This window comes from Acinetobacter sp. YH12072 (assembly GCF_013419565.1).
Lineage (GTDB): Bacteria > Pseudomonadota > Gammaproteobacteria > Pseudomonadales > Moraxellaceae > Acinetobacter.
The window spans coordinates 1-14,861 of record NZ_VOZV01000006.1; the positions used below are offsets into that span (position 1 = coordinate 1).

12 protein-coding genes, 2 rRNA genes and 1 pseudogene are annotated in these 14,861 nt (G+C 40.9%); 1 reads left to right on the forward strand and 14 read right to left on the reverse strand.

Features of this window, described 5'->3' with window-relative positions:
• From FTU19_RS03925 to FTU19_RS03945, 5 genes and pseudogenes are all read right to left on the reverse strand, one after another.
• Positions 1 to 269 (reverse strand): annotated as a pseudogene (locus FTU19_RS03925) (hypothetical protein); the annotation flags it as partial.
• A gap of 37 nt (positions 270 to 306) precedes the next feature.
• Complete coding sequence (locus FTU19_RS03930) at positions 307 to 1,971, reverse strand: OmpP1/FadL family transporter (RefSeq protein ID WP_005234148.1); 1,665 nt, start codon at positions 1,969 to 1,971, stop codon at positions 307 to 309.
• A gap of 12 nt (positions 1,972 to 1,983) precedes the next feature.
• Positions 1,984 to 3,237: a hypothetical protein gene (locus FTU19_RS03935; protein WP_171505611.1), complete on the reverse strand. Its 1,254-nt coding sequence runs from the start codon at positions 3,235 to 3,237 to the stop codon at positions 1,984 to 1,986.
• Between the two features lie 38 nt (positions 3,238 to 3,275).
• Positions 3,276 to 4,109, reverse strand: a complete 834-nt coding sequence (locus FTU19_RS03940) for a C39 family peptidase (protein WP_179993145.1) — start codon at positions 4,107 to 4,109, stop codon at positions 3,276 to 3,278.
• 190 nt (positions 4,110 to 4,299) lie between these two features.
• Positions 4,300 to 5,367: a DUF6160 family protein gene (locus FTU19_RS03945; protein WP_166139568.1), complete on the reverse strand. Its 1,068-nt coding sequence runs from the start codon at positions 5,365 to 5,367 to the stop codon at positions 4,300 to 4,302.
• A 261-nt stretch (positions 5,368 to 5,628) separates the two neighbouring features.
• On the opposite strand from FTU19_RS03945, the gene FTU19_RS03950 reads away from it, so the two are divergent.
• Positions 5,629 to 6,960, forward strand: coding sequence for an anthranilate synthase component I family protein (locus FTU19_RS03950; RefSeq protein ID WP_179993146.1), 1,332 nt, complete (start codon positions 5,629 to 5,631; stop codon positions 6,958 to 6,960).
• 132 nt (positions 6,961 to 7,092) lie between these two features.
• Here the strand turns inward: FTU19_RS03950 and hisC are convergent, their stop codons facing one another.
• The 9 genes from hisC to FTU19_RS03995 form a co-directional block, all read right to left on the reverse strand.
• Positions 7,093 to 8,184 (reverse strand): histidinol-phosphate transaminase, encoded by a 1,092-nt coding sequence (hisC, locus tag FTU19_RS03955; protein WP_179993147.1) that lies wholly within the window; start codon positions 8,182 to 8,184, stop codon positions 7,093 to 7,095.
• A 118-nt stretch (positions 8,185 to 8,302) separates the two neighbouring features.
• Positions 8,303 to 9,604: a histidinol dehydrogenase gene (hisD, locus tag FTU19_RS03960; RefSeq protein ID WP_180025440.1), complete on the reverse strand. Its 1,302-nt coding sequence runs from the start codon at positions 9,602 to 9,604 to the stop codon at positions 8,303 to 8,305.
• A gap of 187 nt (positions 9,605 to 9,791) precedes the next feature.
• Entirely contained in the window at positions 9,792 to 10,493 is a 702-nt protein-coding gene (gene hisG, locus FTU19_RS03965; RefSeq protein WP_005234128.1) for an ATP phosphoribosyltransferase, read from the reverse strand.
• A complete protein-coding gene (gene murA, locus FTU19_RS03970) occupies positions 10,493 to 11,749 on the reverse strand; it encodes a UDP-N-acetylglucosamine 1-carboxyvinyltransferase (RefSeq protein WP_159124271.1) in 1,257 nt (418 codons plus the stop codon). Before murA ends, hisG begins: the two co-directional genes overlap by 1 nt.
• A 7-nt stretch (positions 11,750 to 11,756) precedes the next feature.
• Positions 11,757 to 12,008, reverse strand: coding sequence for a BolA family iron metabolism protein IbaG (gene ibaG, locus FTU19_RS03975; protein WP_004783413.1), 252 nt, complete (start codon positions 12,006 to 12,008; stop codon positions 11,757 to 11,759).
• A gap of 135 nt (positions 12,009 to 12,143) precedes the next feature.
• Positions 12,144 to 12,476: a ribosome hibernation-promoting factor, HPF/YfiA family gene (gene hpf, locus FTU19_RS03980; RefSeq protein ID WP_004783414.1), complete on the reverse strand. Its 333-nt coding sequence runs from the start codon at positions 12,474 to 12,476 to the stop codon at positions 12,144 to 12,146.
• Between the two features lie 185 nt (positions 12,477 to 12,661).
• A complete protein-coding gene (locus tag FTU19_RS03985) occupies positions 12,662 to 14,107 on the reverse strand; it encodes an RNA polymerase factor sigma-54 (protein ID WP_125279334.1) in 1,446 nt (481 codons plus the stop codon).
• 268 nt (positions 14,108 to 14,375) lie between these two features.
• Positions 14,376 to 14,490, reverse strand: a 5S ribosomal RNA gene (gene rrf / locus FTU19_RS03990).
• Positions 14,491 to 14,692: 202 nt separating this feature from the next.
• Positions 14,693 to 14,861: ribosomal RNA gene (locus tag FTU19_RS03995) — 23S ribosomal RNA — on the reverse strand; the annotation flags it as partial.

Here is a 14,861-nt window from a genome sequence, read left to right on the forward strand (position 1 = left end):
GGTTGTACAACCATATTATTTTTTTGCTCACCTGTTGTCACACTTTTTTCCACCGCCTTTGGCTCGGATTTTTTCAGATCCTGTGCAGTAGATGTAACGGGCGTAGTCAATTTTTTCGGAGTAGTGGCCGCTTGGTTTTTTGTTGTTTCTTTCTGCTCATTATTTTGACGTGGCACAACTAATGGTCGCCCATCGGGCCCAATGATCGTAATAAACTCTCTGGCATTTGTATAAAAAGACCATGGTACCAGACTTAATGCCAGTACCATTTTTATCCCTAAGTTCCCTGTTCTGATCATTTCTTCCTTACCAACGGGTGCGATAGTTCAAACCTAAAATTGTGATCTTGGTATCTGTTTTGACATTCAAGCCTGCATATGGATTCAGTAACAGGTTATTTACCCCGGTCTGGTTCGCTAGGCTACTGGTATTTGCTGGAATATTATCTTTACTGCGTAAGAAACCAATAGATAGATCCAGATCCGTATCTGCGTCAAAACGGTAGCCCACTCCTAAACCAAATAGCTGTGCACCATTAATCGGTACCATAGTATTGCGTTTATCTTTTGGAATGGCACTGGTACGTGGTTCATAGCCAGCACGAAGTTTCAGTCGGTCAGTTGCTGAATACTCTACTCCGATCCCGAAGTTCCATGGCGACTCAAACCTAAGCGGTAATGCAAGTGAAGAATCCGTTACATTGGCAGATAACAGTTTGGCAATCTTCAAGGCAGACAGGGTACGGTCGAACTCAAACTTGAATTGGTCCCAAGCAGCATAATCTGTCCAGCCAATATCAAAATTGACTTGTAGATCTGGCATTACCTTATATTTGATCCCCGCCTGAAAGTGAGCTGGGTATTCGAAATCCATGGAAACCAGACCCGATTCACTTGAAGGGATATAATTTGGAAAACCAAGAATTGCAGCTAAAATCTGGCCAGTTGGAGAGGTCATCAGACCTTTAATCATTTCCTGTGGCGCTTTGGCATTATCGATATGATATTTACCTTTTAAGCGCATTTTGGCCGCACTCTGGTAAACCATACCAAAACTGAAATCTTCAGTAGGCTCCCATAGAACACCCAGGTTATAGCTTGGACTTAAATTTTGTTCTAATGAAAGTTGCATTTGGCCAAATTTACCAAATGGGTTCATTCCTTCATCAGCATTACAGATCCCGAGCAACAAGATGTCAGTAATGATGTCAGAATTTTCTTTAAATGGTGTACATACGACTTCATCAATCATACGCAACATGCCAATCAGCTCATTGGGAAAACGTAAATCTGTTTTCATGGCAATGGCTTGATAAGACATCCCGATTGAAGCACCAATCGAAAGCTGGTCGTTGACTTCATAACCAATTGATGGAGATAAATATGTAATCCGCTCCAGAGCAACCTGTTGTCCCATAAAATTGGCAGGATTACCATCTTCATGACCAAAACCTGCAACTAGCGGTGCATAAACGGCAGTTGCATAAGTTGCTTTAGAGCCTGGTGGTTTATAAGAGACCCCCATGGTAGGTGCTGCCATCGGGAGGCCTTCACCCAAATCCACCATTTTTTTCAAAATTGGTACGTAGAGACTGACATACTCTACATCACCCTTCACTGGGCCCTTAAAATCTGTACATAAATCAGAAGACACTTCAGGTCCATCATTACAGACCATTGGATCATCTGAATAACCAAAAACGTTATATCCAGCAGGAACCGTAAATTCACGCTGAATATCAAAGTTCGCAACAATAATTTGCTGTTCGGTTTGTAAGCCTTCAATTTTAGCCAATGCAGCCGGGTTAAAGTGAATTGCATTCACTCCTGGCGGATCTGCAGTAACTGCGTTCCCCATAGACAATGCACGCAGGTCAACAGAAAGGTTGGTCCCTAATTGTGCAAAGGTATAACTTGAACAGCCCGCAAGAATAATTCCTGTTAATAACGGGCTAAGTCGAATGTTTTTCATACGACACCCCTATTAACTGAATTTCTTACCGAAACCTAAAATATCAAGTGGGAATGAAAGTCCCAGTGAAACATCTGGTGCATCTTCGGTCAGCCCTAATCCGACCGTACCATTTACAATGGTTTCTGGGGATACACGCACTCCTAAAGAAATCGCAAAAGTAGAACTAGTCTGATCAGCTGCTGAATAGCTTTCACCCGTGTGATACTTAAATTCTGCACCAGTATTAAAGCTTTGCTGATATGACATGGTCATGGAAACATCATAGTTAAATGAATAAGCGAAACCGAAAGCAAAACCACCACTAATCCCTGGTTCAAATTCTTCAATAATGCGTGTACCACGACGCTGATCTAAGCCAGATTCCTTAAACCCATAATTTGCAGAAACAGAGGCAAATAGCACCACTGGATCAATATATTTACGTGTACTCGCCCCCACACCGGCTGAGTAATATCCCTTGCCTGCAGCCAGATCTTTTGCTGCATTAATTTCATATGGGCTATCACCTGTTTTAGTCGACAAATTAGCAAATAAAATAAGTGGTAAACGACCTGCTTTTAAAGGGAATGGCTCCCAACGTGCACCTAGACTAATATCCCCTAATCCTGCTGTAGAGGTATCTTTTAATAGATCTGTTTTAGCGACTAAAGGTAAAGAAGCTGTTAAGGTCAGGTTATCTTTCACCCCATACTGAAAAGTGAAAGTATTGGTCAGGCTATGCGTTGCATTTTCCTGAACACGGAGTTGATACAACTGGCCCTGTGCCATTTCCATATCGAGTTGTGTATCTCGATAATAGGTATAATCGATATCATAATAGGATGAAATCTCACCTTGTTTAATAAGTGAGTATTGACGCTCATTTGAAGTAAATACTTCTTCTAGACTCGCTTCCTGAGTAGCATCTCCTTCTTTTTTCTGTAAGGCTTGAGATGCATCTACTGCTTGAGTGGCTGGAGCTTCAACAGGTGCAGCTGTTTCAACAACAGCTTCTTCCTGAACGGTTTCATATCCTCCCAGTTCAGGCTCTGCTACAGCTTCCTCCTGAACTGTTTCATACCCCCCAAGTTCAGGTTCTTCTACAGCCTGAGTTGCTGCTGGTTCAGGCTGAATATCAACGGATGCGGCAGTCTCGACTACTTCTTCCTCAACCGTTTCATACTCACCCAGTTCAGGCTCATCCGCAGCCCATGCCACTCCCATGACCATCTGAATGCTGAGCGCCAAGAATGTCTTGTTCATCCATTTACTGTTCATATCCATTTCACCATTTTTAATTTTTCTATAGCCATCTTTTCGTTTTATTTATTCTTGTAATAAAGTCTGAGAAAATTATATTGATATTCCCCAAATTTTTCTGAATCTACATTACGGTTACGATCCATACGGATAGTCGATGCTTTATCGGCAATTTTATCCATATAGAACTGTGGATACTGCATATCAACTAAAGCATAACGGTTAATGGTTGCATCTTCGACATGACGCATATCCGACTCTTTTAATGCCAAAAAGTTTTTTCGATATTGTTCAGGGACATTAATTAAATATAAAGTATTGTTTTCCCAAACTTCCTTAAATCGCTGTTCATCAAAACTGATATTACCCAGTGCTGGATCGGCAACATACACCCGTCCATTTTTATAAGCTTTGTACACGACAAAATGTTTAAATCCTGCATAGGAAATAGGAACAATGGCGGGTTGTCCCTGTTTAACCAGATCTTCAAATTCCCCGCGATAGCCACCACTTTCCAGACCTAAGGCAGCAACAAAACGTTTCATATCAAGAAGGGAAAAGCTACGACGTTCGATGATTTTATCCGTTTCACCAAATTTCATTAGGCCATTCATGACTTGCTGCTCATCCAGCCGGGTACCTACATAGCCATTTAATAAAGTCGTAAGTGCTGCCGAACCACAACTATAATCATAAGCCTGACGCACAATTCCCTGAAACTGGTCTAACAGTGCAGGTTTGACTTCCACATGTTCGCGGTGCATACGTACGAAAGAATCATTTCTTGAATCAAGAACTTCAGTATAGTGAACAGCGCCTGGTGGCTGTTTTTTAATATCCAGAGCTTCTTTGGCAGCGTAATACATCAATGCCGAGCCCAATGCAATCTCTAACATATTCTTTTACTTTTCTTATCATTGGCATGATGTGCCTAATTTTTCTTTTTATAGAGTCTTCACTCTACTTCCCTGTAACTAGAAAGATACCTTCTTTTTCAAAAAAATACAGTCTTTTTTTATTTTTTTAGATAGATGTTGTAGTCATAAAAAAAAGCGCGTGTAAACACGCGCTTTTTTAAGGTAAAAATTAGTGACCAGAAATGGTAATAATTGCACCTTTTGCATATTGGCCAGGTGCCGGGCTAAAGTAAGTTTGCAGACCTTGAATTTCCATATCACCAATTGATGCTGCATTTTGGCTACCTAGGTGAATACCTTTCACATAGTTATCATGTGCACCACTTGTACTCATAATACGAATGAAACCATCGTTTGCACTTGATTCGCCAAATACACTGATGCTTTGGTTCAATGTCAAATCTTTAGTACCAGCATCGGTTAACTTGATGCTTTCAATGAAGATTTCACCTGGGCCTGAAGTGGTTACACCGTCAGCAACTTGTCCACCAGTCGTTGAATTATCAAGAATACCCAAATCTGTAATTGTTAAGCCGCCAGTCATTGTTGCATTCAGTTTAATCATTGCACCCTGTGGAGCAGCACCTAATTGAATATTGGCAGACATTGGACCTGTTTTAAGTGATAGGCCAGATAAAATCGCATTTTCCTTACCAGCACCACCACGGCGAATACTAGTAGCTGAAGCTAAACCATTTTCATAATCTGTAAGAGATGAAGCTGATCCTACAACCCCAATTTCACCGATGTTGATATCTAAGCCAGATACTTCTGCTGCAATGTTGATGAATGGATTACCAGCACCAGCATCTGAGTCAATGGTTAAATCTGCAAGGTTACGTGAAGCTAGTAAATACGCACCATTGTCATCGTAGTTTGCACCAATCACGATACCATTAGCTGTTGTTCTTCCTTTACCATTTGCTTTGATATAGATCGCACCTGCTTCACCAGTACCACCCACAATACCCTTAGCAGCCTCTCCAGGGCGAAGAACAACTCCATCATTATTATAAATTTCAATAACACCCGCTGTTGCAGTAGAGTCCTCAGCTAAACCATCATTATCATGGATAAATAGTTTTTCAATTTCAATTTTTGAAATACCGATACCGATTTTCAAACCATCCTGACCTGTAGTCGCGCTTAGAGATGCATCGTCCAGTGATTGCATCGCCATTGCGTTTGCACTAAAAGCAACTGAAGCAGCTAAAGCCAATTTTGTGAATTTTTTCATTGTTTACTCTCCCAAGAGTACTATTTTTTTTGGTTGTGAATCACTCAGTGCCGACGTTGTGTTTTTTATTTTCTGACAACGCAAAGCATCTTTCCTTGAGTAATTTTGCTCGCCCACTTAAATTAACGTCGAGTCATATTTTGATCAACTGTTGTTGGTCGCAATATTGAGCTTACCGACAAACGGTATTTGATGATTTAGAAATATTTTTTCCTATTCTTGATATAAAATACCGGGTCATATCGGAATATGCGCTACTGAATGAACGAAGCTCCTTACCATTGTCCTTTAAGTTTTGCATCTCTTCAGCTTAAAGATCTATTGCATGCATTAAGCCCCTTAGATCACCTGATATATTTAAATAATAATGGGCAGCCTTTTATTGCCTGCTGTGCACAGAAATATTTTATGGTGCAAGATGGACAACCTCAGTCATTTAAGAGAGTGGATATCGAACAATATCAGGCTAATATAGCTAAACTCATCTTAGAGCTTGAGCAAACTCCAGATATTCAAGCGAATGAATTTTCTGGGGGTTATGTTGGGTTTATTGGCTATGATTACGCTGCTCAACAGCACATCCAATACCCGGAGCGAGCTCAACCTGGCTTATTTATCGGTCAATTTGATTCTTATATCAAGTTCGAAGCTGATCAATGGGTATTTTATAGTCATGATCCGCAAGCAGCAGATATTTTCAATCATCTTCAAAATCTATTAAATCAAGCCTCCATAGCGCCTAAGTTTCAATTAAAAACCCTTTGCAGCCCACGTTGGAACAAATCTCGCTATGCACAGGCATTCCAGGATATTCAGGATTATATTCTAGCCGGTGATTGTTACCAGATTAACTTAACCCAAGAATTTACAGCACTGGCTGAAGGTTCATTATTAGAAACTGCACATGCTTTCTGGACATTAACCAATGCGCCATATGCGGGCTATCTTCGTATTGGTGATTTTGAATTATTGAGCTGTTCACCTGAACTGTTTATTGATTTTGAAGCACATCGAAAAATTGTCACCAAACCGATTAAAGGTACCATGCCACGTTTTGCCGATCCGGTGCTTGATGAACAATCCAAACAACGCTTAAAAGACTCAAAGAAGGATCAGGCTGAAAATGTCATGATTGTAGATTTACTACGCAATGACCTCAGTGTTTATGCAGAAACAGGTTCAGTCAAGACACCTAAGTTATTCAATATTGAGTCATTTAACCAAGTACATCATATGGTTAGCGAAGTCGAAGCGACCTTAAAAGAAGGTGTACATCCTTTTGAGGTATTGCTGTATGCACTTCCAGGTGGATCAATTACCGGTGCACCAAAAATTCGTGCCATGCAAATTATTGAAGAGTTAGAAGGTGCTCCACGTGGAGCGTATTGTGGTTCATTAGGTTATTTTAATTTTGATGGAACAGGAAGCTGGAATATTCTGATTCGCTCGATTCAGAAATATCAAGATGAGGTTTCACTTTGGGCTGGTGGCGGAATTACGATTTCTTCTGACTGTGATGCAGAATATCAGGAGTGTTTTGATAAAGTCGAGGCCATGCTGGATTTACTCAATACCTGGTATAAACCTAAATAAATAAAAAAGCGACTCGGTTGAGCCGCTTTTTTATAAATCTCCCCTAACCCCTCTTTGTAAAAGAGGGGATTCTCTCTCTTTAAAAAGAAAAAGGTTCCCTCCTTTATCAAAGGAGGGTTAGGGTGGATTTAATTAAGCTAAAATATCATTCTTCAATGTATCCACTAAACGCTGATTTTGCTCATCTGTACCAATGGTAATACGTAAAAATTGATTGATACGAGGTTTATTAAAGTAACGTACGATAATGCCGCGTTCCCGTAATTCAGCTGCTAACTCACCTGCATCTTTTGATGGTAGTGAAGCAAAAATAAAGTTCGCACTTGATGGCAAGACTTTGAAACCGAGCTCATTCAACTGATTAACCAGTTTTTCACGACTGGCAATCACTTTAGCATTTTGTGCTTCAAAGTATTCCTGATCTTCGAATGAAGCGACCGCAGCCGCAATGGCAAAACGATCCATTGGATAAGAGTTAAAGCTGTTTTTTACCGCTTCAAGCGCTGCAATCAGATGTGGTTGGGCAATCGCAAAACCGACACGTAAGCCTGCTAAAGAGCGGGATTTTGAAGTCGTTTGACAGACTACTAGATTCTCATATTTCTCAACCAAACTCACTGCTGATTCAGCACCAAAATCTACATAGGCTTCATCAATGACGACTACTGAATCTGGATTCGCCTGCAGAATTTCTTCAATGGCAGACAAACTAAGCGCAATACTGGTTGGCGCATTCGGATTGGTGATGATAATGCCGCCATTTGGCTGTTTATAATCATCTACCACAATTTCAAAATTTTCATTGAGCGGCAAGATTTTGGTTTTGACACCAAAGAACTGGCTATAAACTGGATAGAAGCTATAGGTAATATCTGGATAAAGCAGTGGCTGTTCCTGAATAAAGAAGGCTTTAAAGATATGTGCTAGAACTTCATCAGAACCGTTACCGACAAAGACATTTTCAGCAGCCACATTTTGTTGTTTAGCTATGGCATGTTTCAATTCAGATGCATCGGGATCTGGATAAAGGCGTAAAACATCTGCGCCATTGGCTAAAACTTTTTGCACCGCTTCCACGACTTTCGGTGATGGTGGATACGGATTTTCATTGGTATTTAATTTTAAAAGGTTTTGAATTTTGGGCTGTTCGCCTGGAACGTAAGGCTCTAGCTCACGGACTTCAGGGCTCCAAAAACGCATTTGCTCTATGGTGATATTCGACATTTTCTATTCTCAAATTCCCTCTCCTTTTAGGAGAGGGTTAGGGAGAGGTCAAATAATTCCCCTTACCTAACCTCTCCCGAAGGGAAAGAAATATCTTTTATTTAATATAAGTATTTAATTACTGATAACGGTAGCGTGCTGAACGGGCATGCGCATCCAGATTTTCCTGCTGTGCCAGAATATCTGCAGTTTTCGCAAGGGTTTTCACACCATCTTCAGAACACATAATCAGGCTTGAACGTTTCTGGAAATCATACACACCCAGTGGTGATGAGAAACGTGCTGTACCCGATGTCGGTAATACATGGTTTGGACCTGCACAATAGTCACCAATCGCTTCAGGCGTATAACGTCCCATGAAGATCGCACCGGCATGGCGAATCTCTTCAGCCATTTCTTGAGCTTCATCCAGACACAGCATTAAATGTTCAGGTGCTACTTGGTTAATCAGCTCAATACCTTCAGCACGATCTTTCACAAGCACTAATGCACCACGATTGGCAATTGAAGTGCGGGCAATTTCTGCTTTTGGTAGAGCTAGCAAATGCTCTTCAATTGCTTGTTCTACTTCATTGAGAAGCTGTTCATCAGGCGTAATAAATACAGCTTGAGCAACAGTGTCATGCTCAGCTTGAGATAACAAATCCATCGCTAACCATTTGGCATTGTTCTGCCCTTCTGCATAGACCAGAATTTCTGAAGGACCAGCAATCATGTCGATACCGACCTGACCAAATACGGCACGTTTTGCCGCAGCCACAAAACGGTTACCTGGACCAGTGATTTTATCGACACGTGGAATGGTTTCTGTACCATAGGCCAATGCAGCAACCGCTTGTGCGCCACCAATGGTAAATACACGGTGTACGCCAGCCAGATAGGCAGCAGCCAAGACCAATGGATTCAGTTCACCATTTGGAGCAGGCACCACCATAACAATTTCACCTACACCTGCCACATGTGCAGGAACAGCATTCATTAACACCGAAGATGGATATGAAGCCAAGCCACCTGGTACATAGATCCCTACGCGATCCAATGGCGTCACTTTCTGACCCAAGGTATTACCTAGAGCATCGACATACGTCCAACCATCCTGTTTTTGTGCCTGATGGAATTCGCGAATACGGTTTGCAGCCAATTCTAAAGCTTCACGCACTTCAGTCGTTAAGCCTTCGAAAGCTGCTTTAAGTTGCTCTTGAGTCAGTTCCAAATCTGAAAATTGATGCGCTGGATGTCGATCGAACTGCTGAGTCAATTTAAGAACATGAGCATCACCATGCTGACGTACGTCAGCAATAATTTGGTCTACAGTTTTTAAAAGTTCAGGATCATTCACGGTTTCAAAAGCCAACAAGTCAGCAAACGCCTGCTTGAAGTTTTGATCTTGTGTCGATAAACGTCGCATCAATTTACCCATAAGGTTTGAATTCGAAGGCTTTAGTTTACCTGTTTTCAAAGACTTTGTCGGTAGCTAGAACAGACTTGTGCTATGAGTTTTATTGGAAATAGCTTTTGATAAAATTGATGAAAGCATTGAGCTTCTTATATTTATAATCAGCAATAAAAAACCGCCCAAAGTGGACGGTCTTTGATAAAGCTTAAATTTAAGCTTTTTTCGCCTGTTCGCGTGCTTCCACTGCTTGCTCAAGCTGAGCAAGAATCGGATTCAGTAATGCCTGCTTACGTTTAAAGCTGGCTTTGTTCACAATCAGACGTGAAGAGACTTTGCAGATTTCTTCAAGTGGTTCAAGACCATTGGCACGCAGTGTATTGCCTGTATCGACCACATCGACAATGTAATCACCTAAGCCCACCAATGGTGCAAGTTCCATTGAACCATAAAGCTTGATCACATCAACCTGTTCACCGAGGCTCGCGTAGTATTGACGGGTCAGATTCACGTATTTAGTCGCAATTTTTAAACGGCCTTTCGGACGCTCCATGCCGACTTTACCTGCTGTCATCAATTTGCAGTTGGCAATTTTAAGATCTAATGGTTCATAGACATTTTGCGCGCCATGTTCCATCAACACATCTTTACCTGCTACACCGATATCTGCCGCACCATTCTCAACATAAGTCGGCACATCAGAGGCACGTAAAATCAGGATACGCACCTGTTTATGCGTGGTTGGAAAAATCAGCTTTCGTGATTTATCCGGATCTTCCAGCAGGTTAATCCCTGCTGTTTCAAGCAGAGGTAAAGTTTCTTTTAAGATACGGCCCTTGCTTAATGCTAACGTTAAACCATGATCAAAATTGCCCATTACGTCAAAGTTTGGATCATCGTTTCTCATATCACTCATTAACTTACTCGCTTAATTTGGGCACCTAAACCTTGTAACTTTGCTTCGACATCTTCATAACCGCGGTCAATATGATAAATACGGTCAATCAATGTTTCTCCTTCGGCTGCAAGTGCTGCAAGAACTAAAGAGAATGAAGCACGTAAATCTGTTGCCATCACAGGCGCTGCAGAAAGTTTTTCTACACCTGTTACGACAGCATCATTACCTTCGACCTGAATATTGGCTCCCATACGAGCCAATTCAGGAACATGCATAAAACGGTTTTCAAAAATCGTTTCAGAAATTGTGGCAAATCCACGACCAATGGCATTGACTGCCATTAACTGGGCTTGCATATCTGTTGGGAAATCTGGATGTGGCAAGGTACGGAAGCTCACTGCTTTCGGACGTTTACCCATCATATCCAGTTCAATCCAGTCATCACCACGAGTGACTTCTGCGCCCATTTCCTCAAACTTATCCAGTACAGCTTCCATTAAAGCCGGATCTGTATGCGTGGTTTTAACACGTCCACCAGTAATGGCTGCAGCAGCCAAGTAAGAACCGGTTTCAATACGGTCGGCAACCACTGCATATTCACAGCCATGCAGGCTTTCTACACCGGTTACCACTAGCGTATCGGTATCCAGACCTTCAATCTTCGCACCCATCTTGATCAGCATTTGAGCAAGATCGGTAATTTCAGGTTCGCGCGCCGCATTACGAATCGTGGTCACACCATCCGCCAATACTGCAGCCATCAGAATATTTTCAGTACCACCCACAGTCACCATATCAAAGACAACTTCACCGCCTTTCAGACGACCATCGACTTTAGCATGGACATAGCCGGCCTCAACCTCAATCTCGGCACCTAAAGCTTCTAGTGCTTTCAAATGCTGATCGACTGGACGAGAACCAATCGCACATCCACCTGGCAGGGATACTTTTGCACTACCGTAGCGCGCCAATAGAGGACCAAGCACCAAAATAGAAGCACGCATGGTTTTTACGAGTTCATAAGGTGCAAACTGGTTATCCAAAGTAGAGGTATCTGCAATAACTGTATCGCCTTCATAACTAATCGTGATCCCAAGACCTGCGATCAGCTTTACCAAGGTATTTACATCTTTTAGATTTGGAACATTTTTAAGTGTGATTGGCGTATCAGCAAGAATCATTGCTGCTAATAATGGAAGCGCTGCATTTTTTGCACCAGAAATACGCACTTCACCGTCGAGCTTAATACCGCCCTGAATTAAGAATTTATCCATTAATTGATTAAGCTCCAAATAAGCTTGCTTTACGCCATTCTTCTTTGGTCAATGCACGAATGGTCACAGCATGCACTGCACCACTGGCAATATGGGAATTGAGAGGAGCATAAACAGCTTGTTGACGTGCAACCGGACGTTTACCTTCAAACTGATCATCCACAATACGGAGATCGAATTTTCCGCCCTGACCACTCACAGCAACATCCGCCTCAGGAAAAGCGGCTTTTAAAATTTCAGCGAGCTGTTCATTATTCATCACAAGACCTCTTATAGGACTAAGGGTGTAAAACGAGTCATTTTACTATAAATGTAAAAAATAATTCATTAGTCACATACATTATATATATAAAAAAAGAGGCTTTTAAAAACCTCTTTTTCCCCATTTGGTCGCTTAAATGGCTAAACTCTGATGATTCAGCTGCATTTCGCGATATCGGTCAATCTGTTTTTTTAATTTTTCCGTCAAAATTTTAATTGAGGTATACATGTCATCAGCATTAGCATGGGCAAAAAACTCAATACCCGGTAAACGGACAATCGCTTCTGCGATATGGTTACTACTGCCTCTTTTTGAGCGCTTATCAATCTGATGATCTTTGGAAAGCTTAACCTGCATGCTGTTCACCTGATCCAGATGTTTGGTCATCTGTGAAAATTTCGTTTTTATAGTTTCTTCAATCGCTGGCGTAATTGATAAATGATGTCCACGAATTGTTATTTGCATAGTTCTATCCCTCACCTTCGTTAGGATCAGAAGAGTCACAGTTAAAAATGAAAAGAATACAATAACTTGCTCAAGCAAAATCGTGATTTAAAGCATTTATTCAGATCATTTTTACCATTCCTCAAAAGAAAAAAAGATTCATTACGATGTCATAATGAATCTCTAGAATAATCAAATTTCAAAAACTAGATCAAGACTTTTCGCTCAGAAGAGGAAGGAATATGTAACGATTCACGATATTTCGCGACCGTGCGTCGTGCCACATCAATCCCCTCTTCTTTCAAAAGATTGGCAATTGCATTGTCCGATAAAGGCTTACGTGCATTTTCTTCAGCAATCATTTTCTTAATTTTGGCACGGATCGCAGTAGATGAAGCCTCACCACCCGAAGTCGTTCCCACATGACTCGAGAAGAAGTATTTCAGTTCAAATAAACCACGTGGGGTCAGCATATATTTGTTAGTCGTTACACGAGATACGGTTGATTCATGTAATTCGACTTCTTCAGCAATATCACGTAAAACCAGAGGTTTCATACCTTCAGGGCCAATTTCTAAAAAACTTTTCTGATGTTCAACAATACAGGTAGCTACTTTCAATAAAGTTTTATGACGTTCGTCGATACTTTTAATAAAGTTTTTTGCTTCCAGCATCTGATTACGAAGATATTGATTATCTTCACTTTGATCAGCACGACGGATCATATTGGTATAAAAAGAATTCAGTCTTAACTTTGGCATCACATCAGGATTTAACGTCACCTGCCAGCAGTCATTCTTTTTCATTACCACGACATCCGGGATCTGATAATCAGATTCTTTACTTTCAAACTCCAGCCCAGGATATGGCTTAAGAGTTTTCAGCAAATCAACCGCACAGCGTAATTGTTCCTGATTTAAACCAGTTTGCTTAATGAGTTTGGGTAATTCATTGGTAATCAGCAGCTCATAATGTTGCAGCAATTTAACCGCATCATTACGACAAGGGGTATTAACTGGTAGGCTATCTAGCTGAATCAATAAACACTCAGCTAGATTTCTGGAACCTACTCCAATCGGATCAAGACGCTGAATATGCTTGAGAACAACGAGTACTTCATCCTCTTCGATTTCTTCCTCATAATCCATGGAAGATAAAAGATGCTGTACTGATGCAGTAATTTCAGAAATTTCTGCATCCAGAAAACCCTTTTCGTCTAGAGAATCAATAATGCAGTATGCAATCAGCTGATCAATGCGAGAAAAATGCAGCAGATTAATCTGCTCGAGCATATATTCTTGTAAGCTTTGCTGGCTTTGACGGTTATCTTCACGCTCTTCGAATTCTGCTGCACCCAGACTTGTCGGTTGATGAGTATAGACATCATCCCAGTCGGTATCTACAGGTAGATCGTCCGGAAGATGGTCTGCATTGAGTTCATTGGTTAAATCCTTTTGACTCGCATCAACAGTCGAAAGACTTTCAACACTGATTTGCTCTTCAACTTTTTCTAACAAAGGATTACTATCAAGTTGTAGCTGGATTTCTTGCTCTAGTTCTAGACTGGATAATTGTAATAAGCGGATTGCTTGTTGTAACTGTGGAGTTAATGACAGCGAGTTGGCAATTCGTAATCCCACTGATAATTTCATATGACCCCCTAATAAAAATCTCGTTTTATAAGCAATTTTCATGCCGTTTTAACTTTTATAACATAGTTTGATAAAAAAACACACAAAACTATAGTGATTTCATGAACTCTACCGTCATTTTTATATAATTTTTTAAGCATTATTAATCACTTATTTTTATTAAACAGTAATTAACCAATTTGTAAATTAATATAATTTGATTTAATTTTTTAAATCTCACGCATAAAAAAAGCCCCCTGCGTGAGCAGAGGGCTTTTTAGGAATAATGAGCTGGCGATGACTTACTCTCACATGGGAGACCCCACACTACCATCAGCGCTAAGAGGTTTCACTTCTGAGTTCGGGAAGGGATCAGGTGGTTCACTCTTGCTATGGTCGCCAGCACAACTGGTATGCTTACTCGCTATGGTCTTATCTACGTTGCTTGCGCTTCGTTTGCCTAGCTTTCTTCAAATAGAATGCATTAACAGATGTATCTAAGTTGCAGTAGTTTGTTCGATTAGCTTAACTAAATCAAGTTTTCGTCTGATCGTTAGATCAATATGAAATCAATTGATGCTTTATATACAACTGCTTGGGTGTTGTATAGTCAAGCCTCACGAGCAATTAGTATTGGTCAGCTTCATGCATCACTGCACTTCCACATCCAACCTATCAACGTCGTAGTCTTCAACGGCTCTTTAGGAGACATAAAGTCTCGGGGAAATCTTATCTTGAGGTAGGCTTCCCGCTTAGATGCTTTCAGCGGTTATCC

Coding starts and splice junctions, on each gene's coding strand:
- ibaG (WP_004783413.1), bottom strand. CDS start 12,008: ATGAATAATGAACAGCTCGCTGAAATTTTAAAAGCCGCTTTTCCTGAG.
- FTU19_RS03930 (WP_005234148.1), bottom strand. CDS start 1,971: ATGAAAAACATTCGACTTAGCCCGTTATTAACAGGAATTATTCTTGCG.
- hisG (WP_005234128.1), bottom strand. CDS start 10,493: ATGAGTGATATGAGAAACGATGATCCAAACTTTGACGTAATGGGCAAT.
- FTU19_RS03945 (WP_166139568.1), bottom strand. CDS start 5,367: ATGAAAAAATTCACAAAATTGGCTTTAGCTGCTTCAGTTGCTTTTAGT.
- murA (WP_159124271.1), bottom strand. CDS start 11,749: ATGGATAAATTCTTAATTCAGGGCGGTATTAAGCTCGACGGTGAAGTG.
- hisC (WP_179993147.1), bottom strand. CDS start 8,184: ATGTCGAATATCACCATAGAGCAAATGCGTTTTTGGAGCCCTGAAGTC.
- FTU19_RS03950 (WP_179993146.1), top strand. CDS start 5,629: ATGAACGAAGCTCCTTACCATTGTCCTTTAAGTTTTGCATCTCTTCAG.
- hisD (WP_180025440.1), bottom strand. CDS start 9,604: ATGGGTAAATTGATGCGACGTTTATCGACACAAGATCAAAACTTCAAG.
- FTU19_RS03940 (WP_179993145.1), bottom strand. CDS start 4,109: ATGTTAGAGATTGCATTGGGCTCGGCATTGATGTATTACGCTGCCAAA.
- FTU19_RS03985 (WP_125279334.1), bottom strand. CDS start 14,107: ATGAAATTATCAGTGGGATTACGAATTGCCAACTCGCTGTCATTAACT.
- hpf (WP_004783414.1), bottom strand. CDS start 12,476: ATGCAAATAACAATTCGTGGACATCATTTATCAATTACGCCAGCGATT.
- FTU19_RS03935 (WP_171505611.1), bottom strand. CDS start 3,237: ATGGATATGAACAGTAAATGGATGAACAAGACATTCTTGGCGCTCAGC.